This is a genomic window from Pseudomonas sp. LF020 (assembly GCF_053456425.1).
Genome location: NZ_JBRFIX010000001.1, coordinates 536,130 through 556,909 on the forward strand (window position 1 = coordinate 536,130; position 20,780 = coordinate 556,909).

The window sequence follows — 20,780 nt, forward strand, 5'->3', positions numbered from 1 at the left end:
GCGGTCAGCGATGGGCAATGTTTTCCAGTGCCAGATTGCGCGTGCGCGGGCCGAACCCGCCGATGGTCAGCATCACGATCAGCATGCTGCTGACAATGAACGCGAGCACCCCGGGCGTGCCGAAGTGATCGAGGAACAGCCCGATCAACAGGCTGCTGAACACCGTCGACAAACGGCTGAACGAATAGCAGAAACCCACCGCCCGCGCACGGATGTTGGTCGGGAACAGTTCGCTCTGGTACGAGTGATAACTGAAGCTCAGCCAGGCGTTGCAGAAGGTGATCATCACCCCGCAAAAGATCAGGCCGAAGGCGCTGGTCTGCAGCGCGAACAAGGTGCCGAACGTCATGGCGCCGAGGGCCGAGCCGACGATCTGCCACTTGTTCTCGAAACGGTTGGCGAACTTTACGAATAGCAACGGCCCGAGCGGGTAGGCGAGGGTGATGATGAAGGCGTACATCAGGCTGTGGGTGACGCTGACGCCTTGGCCGGAAAGCAGCGCCGGCAGCCAGTTGCCGAAACCGAAGAACCCGATCGCCTGGAACACGTGAAACACGATCAACATCAACGCCCGACGCCGGTAGGGCGGTTGCCAGATATCGGCGAAGCGGCCCTTGCCCTCGACATCCACAGGCACCGCTTCCGGGGCGTCCAGCGGTTGACGGTGATCTTTTTCGCAGCGGGCCTCGATGTCGTCGAGAATCCGGTTCGCCTCATCGAACCGCCCATGCTGCGCCAGCCAGCGCGGCGACTCCGGCAGGCGCTTGCGCAGCCACCAGATGAACAGCGCAAACACCGCGCTCGCCAGCACCACCCAACGCCAGCCGGACACACCGAACGGCGCCTGCGGCACCAGCCACCACGACATCAGCGCCACCGCCGGCACCGACAGAAACTGCACGAAAAACGCAAAGGCAAACGCCGAGCTGCGCATGCGTTTGGGCACCAGTTCCGAGAGGTAGGCGTCGATGGTCACCAGCTCGATACCCAGCCCGATCCCCACCAGAAAACGCATGCAGATAATCCCCAGCGCCGAGCTCTGGATGCCCATCAGCACCGTGGCCACCGTGTACCAGACCAGCGCAAAGGTGAAGATCGCGCGGCGGCCGAAACGATCGGCCAATGGGCTGAGCAGGCTGGCGCCGAGGAACAGACCCAGAAAGGTCGCCGAAGCGAATGCCGCTTGATCGGAAAAGCCGAACACGCCCTGATTGCCGGTGGCGAAAATCCCGTCACGGATCAGTCCCGGACTGATGTAGGCGGTCTGGAACAAATCGTAGAGTTCGAAGAAACCGCCAATCGACAACAGCGCCACCAGCCGCCAGATGGTGGCGACGGCGGGGAGGCGGTCGATGCGGGCGGAAATCTCGGCGGCGCGTATCGGGTCGATGCCGTCGCGTTGCGCGGCGGCGGGGGCGTGAGCAGTCATCGGCGGATCCATTTTTTATTGATGGAAAAGCTTAGCCTGCTATCAGAGTTGATGGATTGTGAATATCGGCGGTTTGCCCCGGAATACCGCCGATTTCTTGCAATAACTGCTTACGAGTTAACGATTTATGCCGCAGCGGCGGAATCGGGCAGCGCCGACGCCGGCAAGCCGAAGATGCGATCGAACAGCCAGTTGAAGGCGAACGTGTAGCACGGGATGAAGATAATCAGTGCCAGATCCAGCAGGAACGCCTGCACCAGACTGATGTTCATCCACCAGGCAATCAGCGGAATCAGGAACACGATCAGCGTCAGTTGAAAACCCACCGCGTGGGCGACGCGCCGTTTGACCGTGCGTATGCGGGATTTCTGGCGGCTTTCCCAATGCTCGAACAGCGAGGTGTAGATGAAATTCCAGGTCACCGCGATGGTGGTGATGATCACCGCCAATGGGCCGGTGCTGCCGGGCGAGGTGCCGGACAACAGCGCCAGACCGAGGGCGGAGAAAGTCATGCCGATCACTTCGTAGAGCGACACATAGACCAGTTTGCGTTTGACGCCTTGCATGGAAATTTTGCCTCTGTCTTGAACTCGATGGCCAGCGGGACTGGCGGAGGCGGCGAAAGATAGCTTCAATAGCGGTGACAGAAAAAGTCAGTAGCTTTCAGTTTTGGTGATAGGTGGTGGTTTGAATTTCAACAGCGACAGCATCGAATTGTTCCTTGCCGTGATCGAGCGCGGCTCCTTCTCTGCAGCCGCCCGCGCTTTGGGTCGGGTGCCTTCGGCAGTGAGCATGGGCATCGGCAATCTGGAAGCGGAACTCGGTTATCCGCTGTTCGACCGCAGCCATCGTGAACCGCAACCGACGGCGATGGCGCTGTCACTGGTGCCGCATGCGCGGCTGATCGCCGAACAGCTCAAGCAGTTGCAGGTGCACGCGGTGGAGTTGTCCCTGGGGCTGGAGAGCAAGCTGTCGATTGGCGTGGTCGCCGACATCGAGCGTCGGCGTTTGCTCGCCGCGATCAAGGTGATTGCCGAGCGTCATCCGCTGCTCGACATCGAAGTGCTGACCGCGCCGCAGGACGACGTGCTGGCGATGCTGCACAGTGGCCGCGTCAGCGTGTGCCTGGCGTTCGCCGGGTTGAGCATGAACGTGCTGGAGCGTTTTCAGTTTGTCGGCAGCGAACGGATGATTGCCACGCTGGCGGCGAACAGTCCGTTGTTGCAGGGGCAGGATCTGTTCCTCGAAGACCTGGTGCACGTGCGGCAGATCTTCGTCGCCAGCCGTGATTTGCCGATCAGCGAACCCCGGCCGCTGGTGGCCGAATCGCACTGGCGCACCGACACGCTGGAGACGGCGCTGGAGATGGTCGAGGCGGGGTTGGGCTGGGGCAATTTCCCGTTGTCGGTGGTGCAGCCGTGGCTGGACAGTGGGCGCTTGAAACGCCTGAATTTCCGCAATATCGAAAACGGCCTGGTGCTGCCGGTGCATGCGGTGTGGCTCAAGAGCCAGCCGTTGCAGAAGGGCGCATCGGCCCTGGTCGAACTGCTCAGCCACTGATACATGCACAGGGTGGGTGTACCAAAAAACTGTGGGAGCTGGCTTGCCAGCGATTGCGGTGTATCAGTCAACACTGTATCGACTGACCTGACGCCATCGCTGGCAAGCCAGCTCCCACAGGGATTGCTTCCGACAGGATTTCAAAGGTCAGGTACTCTCGCGAATCTTCAGTTCAAAACCCATGTCTTCCACCGGCCGCGCCACGCTGTTGCCGGCCATCAGCGTCAGCATCTGCTCCGCCGCACGCCGGCCGATCGCTTCGCGCGGGGTGTTGATGCTGCTCAGGCGCGGGACCATGTGTTCGGACATCGGCAAGTCGTTGAAACCGAGGATTGCCACTTGCTCGGGGATCTTGATCCCGTTGCGCAACGCTTCGAGCAGGGCACCCTGCGCCAGGTCGTCGTTGCCAAAGAAGATCGCATCGACGTCCGGATGCGCCGCCAGCAATTGCAGGAACAGTTCACCGCCCAGGCCCACGGACGAGGCGCGCGGGGTCAGTACTTCCAGATCCGGGTCGTAGCGCCCGGCCTTCTGCAAGGCTTTGCGGAAACCTTCGCCACGCAGCAACGTGCGCTGATCGAGTTGCGCGCCGATGTAGGCCAGGCGCTTGCGCCCTCGAGAGAGCAAATGCTCGGCGGCGGTTTCGCCAGCGCTGAGCTGCGAGAAACCCACGCAATTCACTCCGGCAGCGCTGTCCAGTTCCATCATGTACACGCAGGGAATGTTGCTGGCCTCGATCATCCGCCGCGAACTTTCGGTGCGATCAAACCCGGTCAGCAGAAAACCACGTGGCTGATAGGCCATGTAGTTGCGCAGCAGGTTTTCTTCTTCATCGCGCGAATAGTGGAAGTTGCCGATCAGCACTTCGAAGCCCTTGGGCGTGAGCACCCGATGAATGGCTTCCAGCGTATCGATGAACAACAGGTTGGACAGCGACGGCACCAGCACCACCACCGAATGGCTCTGCGCTGAGGCCAGGGCGCGGGCGGCTGGGTTGACCACGTAGTTGAGTTCGAGCGCGGCTTTTTGCACTTTTTCCACCAGTTCGGTGGCCACGGTGCTGACCCCACGCAGGGCGCGGGAGGCGGTAATCGGACTGACGCCGGCCAGGCGGGCAACTTCATTAAGGGTGGGACGGCCGGTGGTGCGAGTGTTTTTATCGTTTTTAGGGGTGGTCATCGGGCGGCTTGCCAAACAAAAATCAAGGCACTAAGGTAGCGCTGTCCTGATGCAGCTGCAAATGCGTAAGCGAGGTCCTGCCTGATCCTCGCTTTTTGGCGTTGGGCGAAAACCTGCTGCAACCCAAAAAAACGACAAGAAGGCGTCGGCAACTTCTGCCTGTGCACTAGAGTCATAGCTAGCAAAGGTAGCGCTGTCTGCGCGCTGAGGTGTTATATGAGTCATCCCATCACCGCCCTGGTCATCATGGGCGTTGCCGGTTGCGGCAAGACGTGCGTCAGCCAGGCCCTGTGCCAATTGAGCGGCGCCACTGCCATTGAAGGCGATACTTTTCATCCGGCCGCCAACATCGAAAAGATGAGCGCGGGGATCCCCCTGAACGACGACGACCGTGCCGGCTGGCTCGACAGCCTGTGCGTTGAGCTGCGTCGTGTCGATGCACTCGGCGAGCGCCCGGTGCTGACCTGCTCGGCCCTTAAACACAGTTATCGCGAAGTGCTGCGCAGTGCCTTGCCGGGCCTGGGCTTTGTGTTTCTTGAGCTGACCCCTGAAGTCGCTGCCGACCGCGTGTCCCATCGCCCGGGCCACTTCATGCCGGCGACGTTGATCGAAAGCCAGTTCGCCACCCTCGAATCGCCGGTTGGCGAGCCGCTGACCCTGGCGCTGAATGCTTCGATCCACAGCGTTGAAGAACTGGCGGCCCAGGCGCACGTCTGGTGGCAGGCCCACGGTCTGAAGCAGGCGGTATGAGTGTGTTGAAAGAGCTAGCGCTGTCCTCACGAATTCTGTTTAACCCGCTTTAATAACAACAACAAGCCAGGAGACACCCCCAATGTTTGGCATGTCCCACGACGCCTACCTGCTGCTCGATGCAGTGGTCACGGTGATCGGACTTATCATCCTGATCACCAAATTCAAGATTCACCCCTTTATCTCCCTGACCATCGCGGCCGCGTTCCTCGGCCTGACGTCGGGCATGCCGATCGGCACCATCATCAAGGCGTTCCAGGACGGCTTCGGTGGCGTGCTCGGTTTCGTCGGCATCATCCTCGCGCTGGGCACCATGCTCGGCAAAATGATGGCCGAATCCGGTGGTGCCGATCAGATCGCGCAGACCCTGATCCGTGCGTTCGGCAAGGACAAGGTGCAGTGGGCGATGATGTTCGCCGCGTTCCTCGTCGGTATTCCGCTGTTCTTCGAGATCGGCTTCGTGCTGCTGATTCCGCTGGTGTTCATCGTTGCCCGCCGCACCGGTGTGTCGATCATCAAGATCGGTATCCCGCTGCTTGCCGGTCTGTCCGCGGTACACGGTCTGGTGCCGCCGCACCCGGGTCCGCTGCTGGCGATCGGGGTGTTCGGCGCCGACATCGGCAAGACCATCCTCTACGGTCTGATCGTTGCGCTGCCAACGGCCATCATTGCCGGACCGATCTTCGGTACATTCATTGCCAAGCACATCCCCGGTCATCCGAATCAGGAACTGGTCGATCAACTGGCCCGTGAAACCGATTCGCAAAACCTGCCGAGCTTCGGCATCACCCTGATCACCGTACTGCTGCCGGTGTTCCTGATGCTGCTGAAAACCTTCGCTGATGTGGCGCTGCCGGACGGTCACTTCTTCCGCACCTGGATGGACATGATCGGTCACCCGATCTCGGCACTGCTGCTGGCCTTGCTGCTGTCGCTGTACACCTTCGGTCACAAGCAGGGCATCGGCTCGCAACAGATGCTCAAGTGGCTGGACGCAAGCCTGGCGCCGACCGCCGCGATCATCCTGATCATCGGTGCCGGTGGCGGTTTCAAGCAGATGCTGGTGACCAGCGGCGTGGGCGACGTGATCGGCCACATGGCGGTCAGCGCGCAGATCTCGCCGATCCTGCTGGCGTGGCTGGTGGCGGCGGTGATTCGTATTGCTACCGGTTCGGCCACTGTGGCGACTATCACGGGCGCGGGCATCGTGGTGCCGGTGGTGGGGATGATTCCGGGCGTCAACCGTGAGCTGCTGGTGCTGGCCACTGGTGCCGGTTCGTTGATCCTGTCTCATGTGAACGACGCCGGCTTCTGGCTGGTGAAGCAGTACTTCAACATGACCGTCGCCGAAACCTTCAAGACCTGGACGGCGATGGAAACCATCCTGTCGGTGGTTGCGTTGGGCTTTATTCTGCTGTTGTCGCTGTTCGTTTAAACGGCGTTTTGCAGGCACAAAAAAACCGCAGCGATGCGGTTTTTTTGTGGGTGATGACCCCTGTAGGAGCTGCCGCAGGCTGCGATCTTTTGATCTTGATCTTTAAAATCAAAAGATCGCAGCCTGCGGCAGCTCCTACAGGGGGGATGTGTCAGGCGGTTTTCGGGGTCAGGCCGTCGGCCCGGAACATCCCGCGAATCCCGCGCACGGCCTGCCGAATCCGGTCCTGGTTCTCGATCAGCGCGAAGCGCACGTGATCATCGCCATACTCACCAAAGCCCACCCCCGGCGAGACGCAGACCTTGGCCTCGGCCAGCAGCTTTTTGGCGAACTCCAGCGAACCCAGATGCGCGTAAGCCTCGGGAATCTTCGCCCAGACATACATCGAAGCTTTCGGGTTCTCGACCATCCAGCCCAGCTCATGCAGGCCTTTGACCAGCACGTTGCGGCGCTGGCGATACTGCTCGGCGATGTCGCGCACGCATTGCTGATCGCCTTCCAGCGCGGCAATCGCCGCCACTTGCAGCGGAGTGAAGGTGCCGTAGTCGTGGTAGCTCTTGATCCGCGCCAGGGCGTTGACCAGTTCCGGGTTGCCGACCATGAAACCGATGCGCCAGCCCGCCATGTTGTAGCTCTTGGACAGGGTGAAAAATTCCACCGCAATGTCCTTCGCGCCTGGCACCTGCATGATCGACGGGGCTTTCCAGCCGTCGTAGACGATGTCGGCGTAAGCCAGATCGTGCACCACCAGCACGTCGTACTGCTTGGCGAGGGCGATCACCCGTTCGAAGAAATCCAGCTCCACGCATTGCGCGGTAGGGTTGGACGGGAAACCGAGGATCATCATCTTCGGCTTCGGGATCGAACCGCGAATCGCCCGCTCCAGTTCATCGAAGAAGTCCACACCGGGCACCAGCGGCACCGAACGCACCTGCGCACCGGCAATCACCGCGCCGTAGATGTGAATCGGGTAGCTCGGGTTCGGCACCAGTACCGTGTCGCCCTGATCCAGGGTCGCCAGCATCAAATGCGCCAGGCCTTCCTTGGAACCGATGGTGACGATGGCTTCGCTTTCCGGGTCGATATCGACTGCGTAGCGTTCCTTGTACCAGTTGGAAATCGCCCGGCGCAGACGCGGAATGCCCTTGGATGTGGAATAACCGTGGGTGTCTTCGCGCTGGGCAACTTGTACGAGTTTTTCGACGATGTGCGGCGGTGTGGCCCCGTCGGGGTTGCCCATGCTCAGGTCGATGATGTCTTCACCACGGCGCCGCGCGGCCATCTTCAGCTCGGCGGTGATGTTGAAAACGTAAGGGGGGAGTCGATCAATGCGCGCAAAGCGGCGCGGCGAACCTTGTTCAGCCATTGTTGCCTCGGATAACGTAAGCGCCCGGAACCGTCCGAGCGACGCTGGTCACTGCGGTGACCTGTGGCGGAAGATAAGGGCTGTGATGGCAGGCTGTCCAGCCTGCGTGCAAACAAATTTTTCCCAAGGAAATCGGTAGATGGAATTCACCAGTGGCTTCTTGCTGAGCCTTTCGTTGTGCCTGGACATCGGCGTGGCCAACATCGCGATGATCACCCTGGCGATGCAGCGCGGCTACTTTCAAGGCTTCGCGCTGGGCCTGGGCACCTGTGTCGGTGACCTGATCTACGCGGTGCTGGCGCTGGCCGGAATGACCGTGTTGCTGCAATACGAAAGCGTGCGCTGGGTGCTGTGGATCGGCGGGTCGGCGCTGCTGATCTACTTTGCGGCGAAGATGATCTACTCGGCGATTCACCACGAGGCGCAGTTGGCGGCGACGGCGGAGGTGGGGCAGAACTCCCATCGCAAAGAGTTCTTTCGTGGGATCTTCCTCGCCATGTCCTCACCCAGCGCGATTCTGTGGTTCGCCGCAGTCGGCGGTACGCTGATCGCGCGATCCGGTGGCAGCGGCCCGCTGAGTTCGGCGCTGTTCCTCGGCGGTTTTCTCTGCGCCGGGCTGCTGTGGTCGGCCGGCCTGTGCTTTGCCGCGAGCCACGGCGGCAAGTTGCTGGGTGACAAGCTGCTGCGCTACTCCTACATGGCATCGGCGGCGATCTTCTGCTATTTCGCGGTTTACGTGATCGTATCCGGTTATAACGAGTTCGTTGGCTCCGGGGCCGCCGACCAGTTGCACGCCTTGTGACATTGCGAATCGGGTTTGGCTTCTATACTCAGCAGCCGAACCCCTCTTTTTGTTCCAGGAGTCGAGTCATGGATGAGCAAAAACGCGTCGAAGTGGCTGAACCTCGCTTCGAACATGGACACTTCCTGCTGATTGCAGGTTTTCGTGGTCGATTTACCCAGGACACTGCCAAGGACATCCCCGCATTGTGGGAAAAGTTCTTGCCGCATCTGGGAAAGATTCAGGGACAGAAGAACGAAGTGACCTACGGCGTCTGCAGCAATTTCGACGGCCAGGGTGGCTTCGATTACATCGCCGGTGTGGAAATCAGCAAGCTCGATGACCTGGACCAGAAGGTCTACCAGTGGGTCGAAGTGCTGCCCCGGCAATACGCCGTGTTCGAGCACAAGGGACCGCTCGATCAACTGCCGCAGACCCTGCAATACATCTACAAGACCTGGCTGCCGACCTCCCACTACGTGGAACTGAATGCCCCGGAGCTGGAACGCTACAGCGCCGATTTCAATCCGCGACTGCACACCGGCAAACTGGAAATCTGCGTGCCAGTCGATACCAAGGCCTGAGTCAACCACCATGAGGCGGATCACTGATCCGCCTCATGCCGTTCAACCGCGCTTGCCCTTGGACACCCGTCGCGCCCGCAACAGGTCGATGCCCAAGGTGATAAAGCCGAACGTACTGATGCCCAACACCATCAACAGGCCGATTTCAACGCTGCTCATAAGCGGTTTCCCCCCAAGGGTGATCAGAGACACCCCTGAGAAATAGCCCGCCCCGAACCCGAAGAAAAGCGCTTATACGCAAGCTTTACGCCGCCCGCGCAGATCGATATGCATGCCTTATTCCTTTATGCTTTCGGCACTTTCTTCTGCTGATTTCCGAGCTGCCATGAACACCGTCATCCGCAACGTCACCGCCGCCGACCTGGACCGCTGCTACGCCATCGAAACCGTGGCCTACGAAGGCGATGAAGCCGCCACCCGCGAGAAGATCGCCACACGCATCGCCACCTGGCCGGACGGTTTCATCGTCGCCGAAGTGGATGGCGTGGTCGCCGGTTTCATCAACTCGGGTGCGGCGTTTGAGGTGCAGATGTCGGACGAGGCGTTCAAGGAACTGATCGGCCACGACCCGCAAGGGCCGAACGTGGTGATCATGTCGGTGGTGGTGCACCCGGACTACCAGGGCCAGGGCCTGGCCAAACGCTTGATGGCCGAGTTCATCGAACGCATGCGCGGGCTGGATAAAGCGACGATTCATCTGATGTGCAAGGAACAGCATATTCCGCTGTATGCCGGTTTCGGCTTTGCCTACATCAAACCGTCGGAGTCGGATCACGGCGGCATGGCGTGGCACGAGATGATCCTCACTTTGTAAGACATCACACATAACCTGTGGGAGCTGGCTTGCCAGCGATAGCGGTGGGTCAGTCGACAGCAATGTTTGATGTGCCGACGCCATCGCTGGCAAGCCAGCTCCCACAGGTTCTAGCGGTGTTTGCAATTCCCCGTTTAGTAAAGGGTGTCGATTACCCGTTTTGGTGCTTCACGATCGTAGGTCTCGGCATCGAACTGCCCGTCGTTCAAACGCTTGTGAAATGCGCCCGCAGAGGGCAGGGCCGAGCGCGGCAAGTGGGTCTCGGGGTTCCACGCATCCGAACGCACAAACGCTTTCGAACAATGGAAAAACGCCGCCTGCACCGTCACCAGCAACACGGTTTTCGCCGGTTTGCCGTTCACCGCAAAGCTTTCCAGTAGCTCAGGGTCGGCGCTGATGGTCGCGGTGCCGTTGACCCGCAATGTCTCGCCGATACCCGGAATGATGAACAACAGCGACACCCGTGGATCGTGCAGCACATTGCGCAGGGTATCGATGCGGTTGTTGCCCGGGCGATCCGGCAGGGCCAGGGTATTCTGGTCGATGATCCGCACGAACCCCGGCGCATCGCCACGGGGCGAGTTGTCGAGGCCGTCGGCGCCCACCGAGCTGACGATCACCAGCGGCGAGACCCGCACCATCGCCTGATAATCCTCGTTGAGAAAACCGATCTGCTTGCGCATCGCGCGGTCGTGGGGCAGGCCGTAAATAGCTTCCAGTGCTTCGATTGAATCGATCATCGTGCATCCCTCGATGATTTAGAAAAACAGTCCCATACGCCGTTCGTAACCGACCCGGCCCTTGTACGCTTCGCCGCTGTCGACGAAACCGTGTTTGGCGTACAGCGCGATGGCGGCATCGTTATCGGCATCCACCGACAGTTCCAGCCCCTTGATCTCCGGCCATGCTTCACGCGCCACCTCGGGCAGCGCCTGCAGGCAAGCCTTGCCGTAACCTTTGCCCTGCGCCCGGTGGTCGACCTGCAGGGCGTGCAGGGTGGCGCTGTGTTCATTGGCCCAGGCCGGCAACACGGGCGGGCGCTTGAGCAGCAGGAACGCCACCGGCACCTGGTCGGCCAGCAGGGCAAAGCCTTTGACGCCGGGACCAGGTTTGGACAGCAGCGTGTGCAGCGCGCCGTGAATGTCGCCGGAGAACTTGATCTGCTCGGGATGGATCTCAATCGCCTCGACCTGCTGACGCTGCAAGGCGTTCAGGCTGTCGTACGGCACGAGTTGGGCTGACACGGGAATTTCCTTTTTCCTACAAAGATGAGCCTCGGATTCTAGCGATTTTGTGTTCGGCGGAAATTTTTTGTTTCGACTGTCGATTGGCTCGATGGCCGAACGACTAAGGGTGTCTTCACAACAAAAACCACGGAGAACACCATGAGCGCACAGACTGAAATCCAGACCCTGATCAACACCTACCGCGACGCGGTGATGACCAAGAACGTCGACAAGGTCATGACGTTGTACACCGACGACATCGTCTCCTTCGATGCGATCAAGGCCCTGCAATTCAAGGGCAAAGCGGCTTACCGTGCACATTGGGAAGCCTGCATGGAGATGTGTTCAGGCCCGCACGTTTTCGAGTTTCACGAGATCGCTATCGAGACCGCCGACAACCTCGCCTTCGCCCATTGGGTCACGCATTGCGGCGGCACCAACGACAAGGGCGAAACCCAGAGCTGCTGGATGCGCGCCACCGCGTGCTATCGGCAGGTCGGCGGGACTTGGAAAATCGCTCACGAGCACTGGTCGGCACCGTTCGATCCGATGAGCGGCGCCACGCTGTTCGATGTACAACCCTGATCTTCAGCCATAGTTGATCCGTTCGAATCAGGAGAAAACCATGAAGTATCTATGCTTGGTCTACAGCGACGAGCGCCTGCTGCACACCTCGCCCGACAGCCCGGAAGACGCCGAGTGCTGGGCCTATGCCGAGTCGATTCAGGGCAGCGGGCGGATGGTCGCGGCCGAAGCGCTGGAGTCGGTGCAGACCGCGACCACGGTGCGCATGCGCAACGGCAAGCTGTCGATCACCGATGGCCCGTTCGCTGAAACCAAGGAGCAACTGGCCGGTTTCTACCTGATCGATGCCAAGGATCTCAACGAAGCGATTCAGGTCGCCGGCCACATTCCGGCGGCCCGGGTCGGCAGCGTCGAAGTGCGCCCGGTGCGGCAGTTGAATGTCTGAGGTCCGGGCGCGGGTCGAGCAGGTCTATCGCGAAGACTCGCGGCGGATCCTGGCGACGCTGATTCGCCTGCTCGGCGATTTCGACCTCGCCGAAGAAGCCTTGCACGAGGCGTTCTTCATCGCGGTCGAGCGCTGGCAGCGCGACGGCGTGCCGGACAACCCGCGCACTTGGCTGGTGTCCACCGGGCGCTTCAAGGCCATCGATGTGTTGCGCCGCCGCGCCCGTTTCAAGGCCTCGCAGCCGTTGTTGCTGGCACAGCTCGAGGAACTGGAACAGGCCGACTGGAGTGGCGAAGACGTGGAAGACGACCGCCTGCGGCTGATCTTCACCTGCTGTCACCCGGCGCTGGCGGCGGACGCGCAAGTGCCGCTGACCCTGCGGGAAGTCTGCGACCTGACCACCGAGGAAATCGCCCGGGCGTTTCTTTCGGCACCGGCGGCGATTGCCCAGCGCATCGTGCGCGCCAAGGCGAAGATCCGCGATGCGAAAATCCCTTATCAAGTACCGAGCCTGAACGAGTTGCCGGAGCGCCTCGACAGCGTGTTGCGGGTGATTTATCTGGTGTTCAACGAAGGCTATTCGGCATCGATGGGCACTGAATTGATCCGTGAAGACCTGACCCGCGAGGCGATCAGGCTCGGGCGTTTGCTCATGGAATTGCTGCCGGAGCCGGAAGTCATGGGCCTGCTGGCGTTGATGCTGCTGCATGAGTCGCGGCGCCCGGCGCGGACCTCGGCGCAAGGGGAGTTGATTCTGCTCGATGATCAGGACCGCTCGCGCTGGGATGCCGGGTTGATCGCCGAGGGTTGTGCGCTGATCGAACGTGCGCTGAGCACGCGGCGCTTCGGGCCTTATTGTCTGCAAGCGGCGATCGCTGCGGTGCATGCCGAGGCGCCTTCAGCGGCGGATACGGACTGGCAGCAGATCGTTGGTCTGTACGACGTACTGTTGCGTGCAGTGCCGTCGCCGGTGATTGAATTGAACCGCGCAGTGGCAGTGGCCAAGCGCGATGGAGCGTTGGCGGGGTTGACGCTGATCGAGGGGATTCTCGATCGTGGCGAATTGCAGGATTACCACCTCGCGCATTCGGCACGGGCGGAGTTTTGTCGGCAGTTGGGTCGGGTGGAGCAGGCGCGCACGGCTTACCTGCGCGCCCTGGAGCTGACCCGGCAGGAGCCGGAGCGGCGGTTTATCGAGGCGCGGCTGGCGCAATTGGATTGATCTGAAATCTTCGGTGGCAGTGCCGACCCCTTCGCGGGCAAGCCCGCTCCCACAGTGTCCGTGGTGTACACAAAACCTGTGACCACTGCAGAACCCTGTGGGAGCGGGCTTGCCCGCGAAGAGGCCAGTCCAGCCACCAGCAAACCATCAGGCCTGCTGCCGAGTCGCTGCCCGCACACAAAACCTGTGACCACCGCAAAACCCTGTGGGAGCGGGCTTGCCCGCGAAGAGGCCAGTCCAGCCACCAGTAAACCATCAGGCCTGCTGCCGAGTCGCTGCCGCACACAAAATCTATGACCACTGCAGAACCCTGTGGGAGCGGGCTCGCCCGCGAAGAGGCCAGCCCAGCCACCAGCAAACCATCAGGCCTGCTGCCGGGTCGCTGCCGCACACAAAATCTATGACCACTGCAGAACCCTGTGGGAGCGGGCTTGCCCGCGAAAAGGCCAGTCCAGCCACCATCAAACCATCAGGCCTGCTGCCGGGTCGCTGCCAGAACGATCTCGCGGATGCACACGCCCTGCGGCTGCTCATAGGCATAGGCAATCGCCTTCGCCACGTCCTCGGCGCTCAACACCGTGCCGCCCATCTCCTGCTTCCACGCCTGGTAGCCGGTCTTGATCGCTTCATCGGTGGTGTGGCTGAGCAACTCGGTTTCCACCGCGCCCGGGGCAATGGTGGTGACGCGCACGTTGTGCGGCGCCAGTTCTTCGCGCAGGTTTTCCGACAGACCATGCACCGCAAACTTGGTGCCGACGTAAGCCACGTGATTCGGGAACGTCTTGCGCCCGGCCACCGAGCTGACGTTGATGATCGTGCCGTGCTTGCGCTCGACCATACCGGCGACCACGGCATGCACGCCATTGAGCAGGCCTTTGACGTTGACGTCGAGCATCTGATCCCACTGCGCCGGATCCTGCTCGCTCATCGCGCCCAGCAGCATCACGCCGGCGTTGTTGATCAGCGCATCGGCCGGGCCGAATTGCGCTTCGGCTTCGGCGACTGCCACGAGCAGGGCGGCGCGATCAGTGATGTCGACCTGACGGCTGAGGCTGTTCGGCAGCCCCAGTGCCTGCAGGCGTTCAATCCGGCGCGCAAGCAGCAACAGCGGATGACCGGCAGCGCTCAAGCGTCGGGCTGTCGCTTCGCCAATGCCCGAACTGGCCCCGGTGATGATGATCAATGGCTTGCCCATGATTGAACTCCTGAAATAAGAAAATCAAATGACTGAATGCCGGGCGCAGTATATTTAGCCCGTTAACGGCTGAAAAATGCCTTATTCCACTGTCTGTCATCGGAATCAACTATGGATATCCGCCACCTCAAAGCCTTTCTCGCGGTGTTCGAAGAACGCAACATCACCGCCGCGGCACAGCGTTTGTTCATCAGTCAGCCGACGCTGTCGGTGACCATCAGGCAGCTTGAAGACGAACTCGGCGCGACGTTGTTCGTGCGACAACCCCGTGGGGTCGAGGTCAGTGCCGAGGCTCGGCTGTTGTACCCGCAGGCGCGGCGCATGGTCGCTGAATCCGAAGCCCTGAGCCGGATGTTTCGCGGCGGCGAAAACCGCGTGGCGCTGACGCTGGGCATCGAAGGCGACATCGCTGCCAGCCACATCGAAGCCTTCGTGCGCATGGCGCATCAGGCCTTGCCCAATCTGCTGCTGACGCTGGAGGAGGGCTGCCACGGTGACGGGCGGCTGGCGGTGGAGGAGATGTGCTGCGAGGACGAACTGTTCCTGCCGCTGTGGGAAGAACCTTACGTGATGGCGCTGCCGCTGGACCATCCAATGGCGGCGGCGCAGGCGGGGTGGGCGCCGATCGATGACTGGATCACCTGCCCGCAGCATCCGTCGCATCAGCGCTTGATGGCGTTGTACGGACGCTCGCCGCAAGCGCTGGCCGGGTATGCGGGGTCGTTGCAGCAGGCGTTGCACATGGTTGCGGCGGGTGTCGGCGTGGCGATGTTGCCGCAGTCGCTAGTCAGCGGACATGTGCGGGTGGTGGCGCGGGCGTTGCACTTGCCGGCACCGACGCGCCGGGTCGGGTTGTGTTATGCGGCGCAGGCGCTGGAGTTGCCGGCGATGCGTGGGTTGCAGGGGTACTTTCAGGAGAACCGGCCGGTGGAAATTGCAGCGGCCTGAAGATCAAAAGATCGCAGCCTGCGGCAGCTCCTGCAATGAAATGCATGCTTCTGTAGGAGCTGCCGAAGGCTGCGATCTTTTGCTCTATTCCAGCATCTTGCTCAGGAGCCAACTCCCCGCCGGCCCCGGCGGATAAATCCGCGACCACAATGCATCGACATACACCGGCCGAGGCCAGCCACGTACGGTCAACTCCACCAGTGTGTCGTTGCCAAAGCGCCCCACCAGCCAGCGCGGCAACGCCGCCCAGCCAAAACCCATCTCCGCCATTTCCATCAACATCAGGTAACTCGGCGCCGACCAGACCCGGCCTTTGCCGCGGCTGTCGTAGGGATTGACGATGGTTGCCAGACGCAACTCCCGATGCTGCTCCAGCACCTGCTGATCGACCTGTTCGAGGCCGGTCAGCACGTGGTCACGTTTGACGAACAGCGCGATATCGGTGCGCTCGGCGACCGTCGAGGTCACCAGGTCCGGCGGATAGCTGTCGCGCATCTCCGCAAACGCCAGATGGGCGCGGCCACGCTGCACCAGTTCGATCAGGTCGTCGCATTCGGCGATCAGGCATTCCAGCTCCAGGTCCGGATAACGCTGCTCGAAATCGACCAGTGCTGCTTCAAAACGCGCTGACTGGTAGGTGTCGGAAATTGCCACGGTCAGCTTCGGCTCGACGCCCTGGGCCAGTTGCCGGGCGCTCATTTCCATGCGACTGGTGGCCGCCAGAATCGCCTCGGCCCGTTGCAGCATCACATGGCCAGCCGGGGTCAGGGCCGGTTTGCGGCTGCTGCGGTCGAACAGCAGCAGGTCCAGATCGATCTCCAGGCTGGCCACCGCCGCACTGATGGTCGATTGACTGCGCCCCAGCTTGCGCGCCGCCGCCGAAAACGAACCCTGAGTGGCCGCCTGGACAAACGCCAGCAGCACTTCCTGCGAAGCCATGAACTATCGCCTTGATCGATGGTTATTGGTTATGAAGTATCGGGGTGAGGGTGGATCATGGCAACCACTTCACTCAAGGAGTCAGGCCATGACTGCCAGCAAATCCATCACTGAACGTATCCTCCAGGCCATCGGTTTCGAGTGTCTGGCGATTCTTATCTGCACGCCGTTGCTGGCGTGGATCATGGACAAACCACTGCTCGACATGGGCGCCGTGACCGTGCTGATCGCCCTGCTGGCGCTGGCGTGGAACGTGGTGTTCAACGGCTTCTTCGACCGCATGCTCAAGCGCCTGAACGTCGGCCACAATGCCTGGACGCGGGTGGTCCATGCGCTGCTGTTCGAGGGCGGGTTGATCGTGATGGGTGTGCCGCTGATTGCCTGGTGGCTGTCGGTCAGCCTGTGGCAAGCGTTCTTGCTCGACATCGGCGTACTGCTGTTTTTCCTGCCGTACACCTATGTGTATCACTGGGGCTATGACGTGGTGCGCGAGCGGTTATTGATGGCCCGTGCTGCTTAAGTCTGGAACACAACCTGTGGCGAGGGAGCTTGCTCCCGCTCGGCTGCGCAGCAGTCGTAAACCCGATAAACGCGGTCTTTCTGTCAGACCTGCATTGGCCGGCTTTTGGGGGCGCTTCGCACCCCAGCGGGAGCAAGCTCCCTCGCCACACTGTTTGGGCTTAGAGGAACATCCCGCCCGACGCCTCGACCCGCTGCCCGTTGATCCACTGCGCACCCGGCGCCAGCAGCATCGACAGCGCGCCACCAATGTCATCCGGCTGCCCGGCGCGGCCCAGTGCGGTGTTGTTCGCGACCATCGCGTTCAACGCGGCGTTGTCGCGCACCGCGCCGCCACCAAAATCGGTCTCGATCGCACCCGGCGCGAGAATGTTCACGCCGATCTGCCGCGCGCCCAACTCTTTGGCCTGATAGCGGGTCAGCACTTCCATCGCGCCTTTCATCGCCGCGTAGGCGGCATAACCCGGCAGGCTGAAGCGGGTCAGGCCGCTGGAGATGTTGATGATGCGCCCGCCGTCATTGATCAGCGGCAGCAGTTGCTGGGTCAGGAAGAACGGCCCCTTGAGCTGGATGTTCATCAGCAGGTCGAACTGTTCCGGGGTGGTTTCGGCGAACAGCGCGTGGACACCGATCCCGGCGTTGTTGATCAGGAAGTCGAAGCGCGGACGCTCCAGTTGCTGCAGCGCGTGCTCAACCCGCGAGGCGAACTCGGCAAAGGTCTCACTGCGACCAACATCCAGTTGCAACATCACGGCTTTGGCGCCGCGTTGTTCCAGTTCAGCCACCAGCGCCTGGGCTTCATCGGCGCGGCTGTTGTAGGTGCCGATGATGTCCACACCTTCGGCGGCGAGGTGCAGCGCGGCGTTTTTGCCCAAGCCACGGCTGGCGCCGGTGATCAATGCGATTTTGCGACTCATGTGAAATCCTCGATTGCGGTGAGTGGTGATGGGCAAAGTTTATTTATCCGCCATGGGGTGATAAACAGACTGAAACCGGAATCACTGATCGACTCAACCGAACAATCAACGGGTGTCCTGATGAACAAACTGGAACTGCTGCGCACCTTCGTCCGGGTCAGCGAACTGTCGAGTTTCACCCTCGCCGGCGAGAGCCTCGGGTTGCCGCGCTCGACGGTGTCCGAGCATGTGCAGGCCCTGGAAACCCTGCTCGGCACGCGCCTGCTGCAACGCACCACGCGCAAGGTACAGGCGACGCAGGACGGCCTGGTGCTGTACGAACGCAGCAAGGATCTGCTGTCGCACATGGACGAGATCGAGGGACTGTTCCGCCAGGATCCGGCTTCGCTGAGCGGACGGATTCGCGTCGACATGCCGAACATCCTCGCGCGGCGCCTGATCATGCCGCTGCTGCCGGAGTTCATGGCGCGCCACCCGAATCTGGAACTGGAAATCAGCAGCACCGACCGCCGGGTCGACCTGCTCAGCGAGGGTTTCGATTGCGTGGTGCGCATCGGCGCGCAGCCGGATCAATCGGTGGTGGCGCGGCACTTGGGCGACTTCCCGATGATCAACTGCGCCAGCCCGGCGTACCTTGAGCGCTACGGCGTGCCGCAGACGCTGGAGGATCTGGCGCAGCATCGGCTGGTGCACTACGTCGGGGTGCTCGGTTCGCGCTCGGAAGGGTTTGTGTATGAACAGGACGGTCAGGTGCGGCGTCTGCCGATGGCTGGCAGTGTCACGGTCAACAGCACCGACGCTTACGAATCGGCCTGCCTGGGCGGCTTCGGTCTGATTCAGGTACCGCGCACCGGCATGCAGCCGCATCTGGATAACGGAGAACTGGTGACTGTGCTGCCGCAGTTCACGGCGCCGGCGATGGGCATTGCCATCCTGTATGCGCGGCAGCGGCATTTGCCGCTGCGGGTGCGGGTGTTCATGGAGTGGTTGGGCGATGTCATCCGTTCGACGCTGTGAAGGCATCCCCTGTAGGAGCTGCGGCACGCTGCGATCTTTTGATTTTGTTTTTTAGAGCAAAATCAAGAGATCGCAGCGTGCCGCAGCTCCTACAGGGGATTTGTGGGATCAGAAGATCTGGGTGAACAGCCAGTACAGGCTGCCCGACAGCAGGATTGCCGCCGGCAAGGTCAGCACCCACGCCATCAGCAGATTGCGGATGGTCTTCATCTGCAAACCACCGCCATTGGCGACCATGGTCCCGGCCACGCCCGATGACAATACGTGGGTGGTCGACACCGGCAAGCCGAACATGTCCGCCGCGCCGATGGTCAGCATCGCCACGGTTTCCGCCGAGGCGCCTTGGGCATAGGTCAGGTGGGTCTTGCCGATCTTCTCGCCGACCGTCACCACAATCCGTTTCCAGCCAACCATGGTGCCGAGGCCCAGGGCGATGGCCACGGCGATCTTCACCCACAACGGAATAAAGCGTGTGGCGTTGTCGATCTGCTGTTTGAACAGTTGCAGTTTGTCAGTGGTGTCGGCGTCGAAGTTGCCGACCTTGTTCTTGTCCATCAGGCGAATGCTTTCGCTGGCCAGGTACATGTCGTTGCGCACGTTGCCCATGGCTTCGGCCGGAACTTTCGACAGCGAACCATAGCCTTTGACCTCTTCGCCAATGTGCCCGGTGAGGGCGGCGAGGGCGGGGATCAGTTGTGGCGTGGCTTGCTTGCTGCGCACGTAATCAGAGAGCACCGGGCGCGGATCGGCGGGTGCCGGTTGAGGCGCACTTTTCACCAGCGCTTGCTGGGTGACCTCGGCGACAGCGGCGAACTGCAACGCCTGATCGGCGGGCATGGTGCGGTTCAACGCGTAAGCCATCGGCAGGGTGCCGACCAGAATCAGCATGATCAGGCCCATGCCTTTCTGCCCGTCGTTGGAGCCGTGGGCGAAGGACACACCAGTGCAGGTGGCTATCAGCAAACCGCGAATCCACCACGGCGGCGGGTTGTTGCCTTCTGGCGCCTTGTACAGCGCGCGATTCTTGATGAAGGCGCGCATGGCCAGCAGCAACAGCGCCGCGCAGCCGAAGCCCACCAGCGGTGACAGCAACAGCGCATAACCGATCTTGGTCGCCTGCGCCCAGTCCACGCCGCTGGTGCCGTCGCGCCCGTGCATTAAGGCGTTGGCCACGCCGACGCCGATGATCGAGCCGATCAGGGTGTGGGAAGAGGAGGCCGGCAGGCCCAGCCACCAGGTGCCGAGGTTCCACAGAATCGCTGCGATCAGCAGGGCGAAGATCATCGCGAAACCGGCGGACGAACCGACCTGCAAAATCAGCTCCACCGGCAGCAGGGCGATGATGCCGAACGCCACCGCGCCGCTGGACAGCAGCACTCCAAGGAAGTTGAAGAACCCCGACCACACCACCGCCACATTTGGCGGCAGCGAGTGGGTGTAGATCACCGTCGCAACTGCGTTGGCGGTGTCGTGGAAACCGTTGACGAACTCGAAGCCCAGCGCAATCAACAGTGCCACGCCGAGCAGCAGGAACGGGGTCCAGGTGGTGACGGTGGTACCCAGTTCATGCATGTCGTGCATCAGGCTGTAAGCGGTGAACAGCATGCCCATCGCGAGCACCGCGAAAAAGATCACGTAGGTGAACGGGCCGGTTTTCTTGTCGAGGGCTGGCCTGCCGCTGGGGGCGGACGTCTGGCGGGCGGTCAGGGAGGGAGTAGCCATGAGCGGACAATCCTGAGCGAGGGAAGGAGTGTCGGTCATGATCGTTGCTAAATATTACAGAGAGACTGCGGCAGGTCAGTGTTTGGCGGATTAGCTCACCGCTGGTCTAAAGATGAGTTCCCCTGTGGCGAGGGAGCCTGCTCCCGCTGGGGAGCGAAGCTCCCCTGAAACCATTCACCGCGCTGTATCAGAGAAACCATTTCGCCT

22 protein-coding genes are annotated in these 20,780 nt (G+C 61.4%); 12 read left to right on the plus strand and 10 right to left on the minus strand.

Features of this window, described 5'->3' with window-relative positions; translation table 11 throughout:
* Nucleotides 1-4 precede the first annotated feature (4 nt).
* On the minus strand, nt 5-1,429 hold the full coding sequence (locus ACU680_RS02505) for an MFS transporter (RefSeq protein ID WP_367085472.1): 1,425 nt from the start codon (nt 1,427-1,429) through the stop codon (nt 5-7).
* Nucleotides 1,430-1,554: 125 nt separating this feature from the next.
* Nucleotides 1,555-1,995: a PACE efflux transporter gene (locus tag ACU680_RS02510; protein WP_448178564.1), complete on the minus strand. Its 441-nt coding sequence runs from the start codon at nt 1,993-1,995 to the stop codon at nt 1,555-1,557.
* Nucleotides 1,996-2,116: 121 nt separating this feature from the next.
* Here ACU680_RS02510 and ACU680_RS02515 point away from each other — a divergent pair, with 121 nt between their 5' ends.
* Complete coding sequence (locus tag ACU680_RS02515) at nt 2,117-2,989, plus strand: LysR family transcriptional regulator (RefSeq protein ID WP_448178565.1); 873 nt, start codon at nt 2,117-2,119, stop codon at nt 2,987-2,989.
* A gap of 147 nt (nt 2,990-3,136) precedes the next feature.
* Here the strand turns inward: ACU680_RS02515 and gntR are convergent, their stop codons facing one another.
* Nucleotides 3,137-4,168 carry an HTH-type transcriptional regulator GntR gene (gene gntR, locus ACU680_RS02520; protein ID WP_123588710.1) on the minus strand — a complete coding sequence of 344 codons (1,032 nt, stop codon included), beginning with the start codon at nt 4,166-4,168 and terminating at the stop codon, nt 3,137-3,139.
* A gap of 216 nt (nt 4,169-4,384) precedes the next feature.
* On the opposite strand from gntR, the gene ACU680_RS02525 reads away from it, so the two are divergent.
* Complete coding sequence (locus ACU680_RS02525; RefSeq protein ID WP_007969352.1) at nt 4,385-4,918, plus strand: gluconokinase; 534 nt, start codon at nt 4,385-4,387, stop codon at nt 4,916-4,918.
* An 82-nt stretch (nt 4,919-5,000) separates the two neighbouring features.
* Nucleotides 5,001-6,353 (plus strand): GntP family permease, encoded by a 1,353-nt coding sequence (locus ACU680_RS02530; protein ID WP_007969353.1) that lies wholly within the window; start codon nt 5,001-5,003, stop codon nt 6,351-6,353.
* Nucleotides 6,354-6,504: 151 nt separating this feature from the next.
* Here the strand turns inward: ACU680_RS02530 and alaC are convergent, their stop codons facing one another.
* Nucleotides 6,505-7,719, minus strand: a complete 1,215-nt coding sequence (alaC, locus tag ACU680_RS02535; RefSeq protein ID WP_007969354.1) for an alanine transaminase — start codon at nt 7,717-7,719, stop codon at nt 6,505-6,507.
* Between the two features lie 139 nt (nt 7,720-7,858).
* On the opposite strand from alaC, the gene ACU680_RS02540 reads away from it, so the two are divergent.
* The 3 genes from ACU680_RS02540 to ACU680_RS02550 all read left to right on the plus strand — a co-directional run bounded on the left by ACU680_RS02540 (nt 7,859) and on the right by ACU680_RS02550 (nt 9,898).
* Nucleotides 7,859-8,521 (plus strand): LysE family translocator, encoded by a 663-nt coding sequence (locus tag ACU680_RS02540; protein ID WP_367085470.1) that lies wholly within the window; start codon nt 7,859-7,861, stop codon nt 8,519-8,521.
* 68 nt (nt 8,522-8,589) lie between these two features.
* Nucleotides 8,590-9,084, plus strand: a complete 495-nt coding sequence (locus tag ACU680_RS02545) for a GyrI-like domain-containing protein (RefSeq protein ID WP_007969356.1) — start codon at nt 8,590-8,592, stop codon at nt 9,082-9,084.
* A gap of 325 nt (nt 9,085-9,409) precedes the next feature.
* Nucleotides 9,410-9,898 (plus strand): GNAT family N-acetyltransferase, encoded by a 489-nt coding sequence (locus ACU680_RS02550; RefSeq protein ID WP_108592605.1) that lies wholly within the window; start codon nt 9,410-9,412, stop codon nt 9,896-9,898.
* Nucleotides 9,899-10,032: 134 nt separating this feature from the next.
* Here the strand turns inward: ACU680_RS02550 and ACU680_RS02555 are convergent, their stop codons facing one another.
* Nucleotides 10,033-10,638, minus strand: coding sequence for a pyridoxamine 5'-phosphate oxidase family protein (locus ACU680_RS02555; protein ID WP_448178566.1), 606 nt, complete (start codon nt 10,636-10,638; stop codon nt 10,033-10,035).
* An 18-nt stretch (nt 10,639-10,656) separates the two neighbouring features.
* A complete protein-coding gene (locus ACU680_RS02560) occupies nt 10,657-11,142 on the minus strand; it encodes a GNAT family N-acetyltransferase (protein ID WP_448178567.1) in 486 nt (161 codons plus the stop codon).
* Between the two features lie 141 nt (nt 11,143-11,283).
* Between ACU680_RS02560 and ACU680_RS02565 the strand changes: the two genes are divergently transcribed.
* From ACU680_RS02565 to ACU680_RS02575, 3 genes are read left to right on the plus strand one after another with little or no spacing between them, the layout of a single operon-like run.
* Complete coding sequence (locus ACU680_RS02565) at nt 11,284-11,709, plus strand: YybH family protein (protein WP_108592609.1); 426 nt, start codon at nt 11,284-11,286, stop codon at nt 11,707-11,709.
* A gap of 40 nt (nt 11,710-11,749) precedes the next feature.
* Nucleotides 11,750-12,094 (plus strand): YciI family protein, encoded by a 345-nt coding sequence (locus ACU680_RS02570; RefSeq protein ID WP_003227360.1) that lies wholly within the window; start codon nt 11,750-11,752, stop codon nt 12,092-12,094.
* Nucleotides 12,087-13,316, plus strand: a complete 1,230-nt coding sequence (locus ACU680_RS02575) for an RNA polymerase sigma factor (RefSeq protein WP_448178568.1) — start codon at nt 12,087-12,089, stop codon at nt 13,314-13,316. Before ACU680_RS02570 ends, ACU680_RS02575 begins: the two co-directional genes overlap by 8 nt.
* A gap of 469 nt (nt 13,317-13,785) precedes the next feature.
* On the opposite strand, the gene ACU680_RS02580 is transcribed toward ACU680_RS02575, so the two are convergent.
* On the minus strand, nt 13,786-14,511 hold the full coding sequence (locus ACU680_RS02580; RefSeq protein ID WP_448178569.1) for an SDR family oxidoreductase: 726 nt from the start codon (nt 14,509-14,511) through the stop codon (nt 13,786-13,788).
* Nucleotides 14,512-14,622: 111 nt separating this feature from the next.
* Here ACU680_RS02580 and ACU680_RS02585 point away from each other — a divergent pair, with 111 nt between their 5' ends.
* Nucleotides 14,623-15,459, plus strand: coding sequence for a LysR family transcriptional regulator (locus ACU680_RS02585; protein ID WP_448178570.1), 837 nt, complete (start codon nt 14,623-14,625; stop codon nt 15,457-15,459).
* 84 nt (nt 15,460-15,543) lie between these two features.
* Here ACU680_RS02585 and ACU680_RS02590 read toward each other — a convergent pair whose 3' ends face one another.
* Nucleotides 15,544-16,398 (minus strand): LysR family transcriptional regulator, encoded by an 855-nt coding sequence (locus ACU680_RS02590; RefSeq protein ID WP_448178571.1) that lies wholly within the window; start codon nt 16,396-16,398, stop codon nt 15,544-15,546.
* A gap of 88 nt (nt 16,399-16,486) precedes the next feature.
* On the opposite strand from ACU680_RS02590, the gene ACU680_RS02595 reads away from it, so the two are divergent.
* The gene (locus ACU680_RS02595) at nt 16,487-16,918 is read left to right on the plus strand and encodes a multidrug/biocide efflux PACE transporter (RefSeq protein ID WP_448178572.1); all 432 of its coding nucleotides are present in this window, start codon (nt 16,487-16,489) and stop codon (nt 16,916-16,918) included.
* 160 nt (nt 16,919-17,078) lie between these two features.
* Here ACU680_RS02595 and ACU680_RS02600 read toward each other — a convergent pair whose 3' ends face one another.
* Entirely contained in the window at nt 17,079-17,834 is a 756-nt protein-coding gene (locus ACU680_RS02600) for an SDR family NAD(P)-dependent oxidoreductase (protein ID WP_448178573.1), read from the minus strand.
* Nucleotides 17,835-17,954: 120 nt separating this feature from the next.
* On the opposite strand from ACU680_RS02600, the gene ACU680_RS02605 reads away from it, so the two are divergent.
* Nucleotides 17,955-18,851 carry a LysR family transcriptional regulator gene (locus ACU680_RS02605; RefSeq protein WP_448178574.1) on the plus strand — a complete coding sequence of 299 codons (897 nt, stop codon included), beginning with the start codon at nt 17,955-17,957 and terminating at the stop codon, nt 18,849-18,851.
* A gap of 108 nt (nt 18,852-18,959) precedes the next feature.
* Here the strand turns inward: ACU680_RS02605 and ACU680_RS02610 are convergent, their stop codons facing one another.
* Entirely contained in the window at nt 18,960-20,573 is a 1,614-nt protein-coding gene (locus tag ACU680_RS02610; protein ID WP_007963137.1) for an inorganic phosphate transporter, read from the minus strand.
* Between the last annotated feature and the right edge of the window lie 207 nt (nt 20,574-20,780).